Source organism: Actinomycetospora sp., from assembly GCF_055612215.1.
This window is the reverse complement of record NZ_JBVPVA010000443.1, coordinates 1-1,138: the sequence shown is the minus strand read 5'-3', so window position 1 is coordinate 1,138 and position 1,138 is coordinate 1. Positions and strand designations below refer to the sequence as shown.

The following is a 1,138-nucleotide window of genomic DNA, read 5'->3' as shown; positions in this document are numbered from 1 at the left end:
GCGCGGGCGCCGGCGGGGGCACGACCGGCGGGACGACGGGCGGCAGGACGACCCGCGGCACCCGGGGCGCGGCCGTCCGCGCGGCCGCGCGGGTCGTCGCGGACGGCTCGGTCGTGGGGGTGGCGTCGCCGGTCGGCTCGCCGGTCGACGGCGCGGGTCCGAGGGCGGGCAGGACCGGCGGCGCCGGAACGGCCGCCGCCGTCGCCGGCACGGTCGCGACGCCCGCCATCGCCGCCAGGCTCGTCACCGGGGCGACGCCGGTCGCGATCACGAGGCCGAGCGCGGCCGTCGCGGTGACGACGAACCCGAGCAGGGAGTGCGCCGCGCCCGGCAGGCTCGGCCGGCGGCCCGGGGAGCGCACCTCCGGGTCGATCAGCGAGGTCTCCGGGTCGGGCCACGCGGGATCCGGCGGAGGCGGCTGAGGCATCACGGAGGCGTAACGACTTCACCCGTTCAGGGGTGACGGCCCGACGGCGACCGACCACGACGAGTGAGTGGTCGGCCCGCCGCGGTCGCCGAGCGTGATCAACCCGGCCTCACCGGCGAGGCGGCGCCGCCTCGAGGTGGACGACCTTCGTCGTCGTCATCTCGTCGAGCAGCTCGGGGCCGTAGCCGTACCCGATCCCGGAGAGCCCGCGCGGCTCCGCCGCACCCCCGGGAGCGCCCCCGAAGACCGCGTTGACCTTCACCGTCCCGACCGGCAGCGCACGCCACGCCTCCTGGGCGTGCGCCATGTCCGGCGTGAGCACCGTGGCGGCGAGGCCGTGCGGGTCGTCGACGGCCTCGGCGAGGGCCTGGTCGAAGGAGTCGACGACGCGGACCGCAGCCACCGGCCCGAAGGTCTCCTCGCGCAGGACGCGCATGTCCGGGGTGCACCCGGAGAGCACCGTCGCGGGGTAGAACGCGCCGGCACCGTCGGGCAGCTCGCCGCCCGCGTGGGCGGTCGCGCCGGCCGCCAGCGCCTCGGCCACGTGGCCGTGCACGTGCTCGCGCTGGCGGGCGTCGACCAGCGGCCCCAGGGCCTTCTGGCCCTCCTGCGTGGGCCGGTACACCCAGCGGCCGGCCTCCTGCGCGAGGGCGGCGAGGAACTCGTCGGCGACGGCGCGGTGGCAGTAGATGCGCTCGACGGAGACACAGA

Annotated in this window: 1 protein-coding gene and 1 pseudogene; both read right to left on the bottom strand. The window is 78.0% G+C overall.

Annotated features, from left to right (window positions below; translation table 11 throughout):
* Positions 1 to 427, bottom strand: a pseudogene (locus AC0CYZ_RS12440) (hypothetical protein); the annotation flags it as partial.
* A 109-nt stretch (positions 428 to 536) separates the two neighbouring features.
* Positions 537 to 1,138 (bottom strand): aldehyde dehydrogenase family protein (locus AC0CYZ_RS12435; protein ID WP_472215716.1); only part of this gene is annotated, 602 nt, incomplete at its 5' end.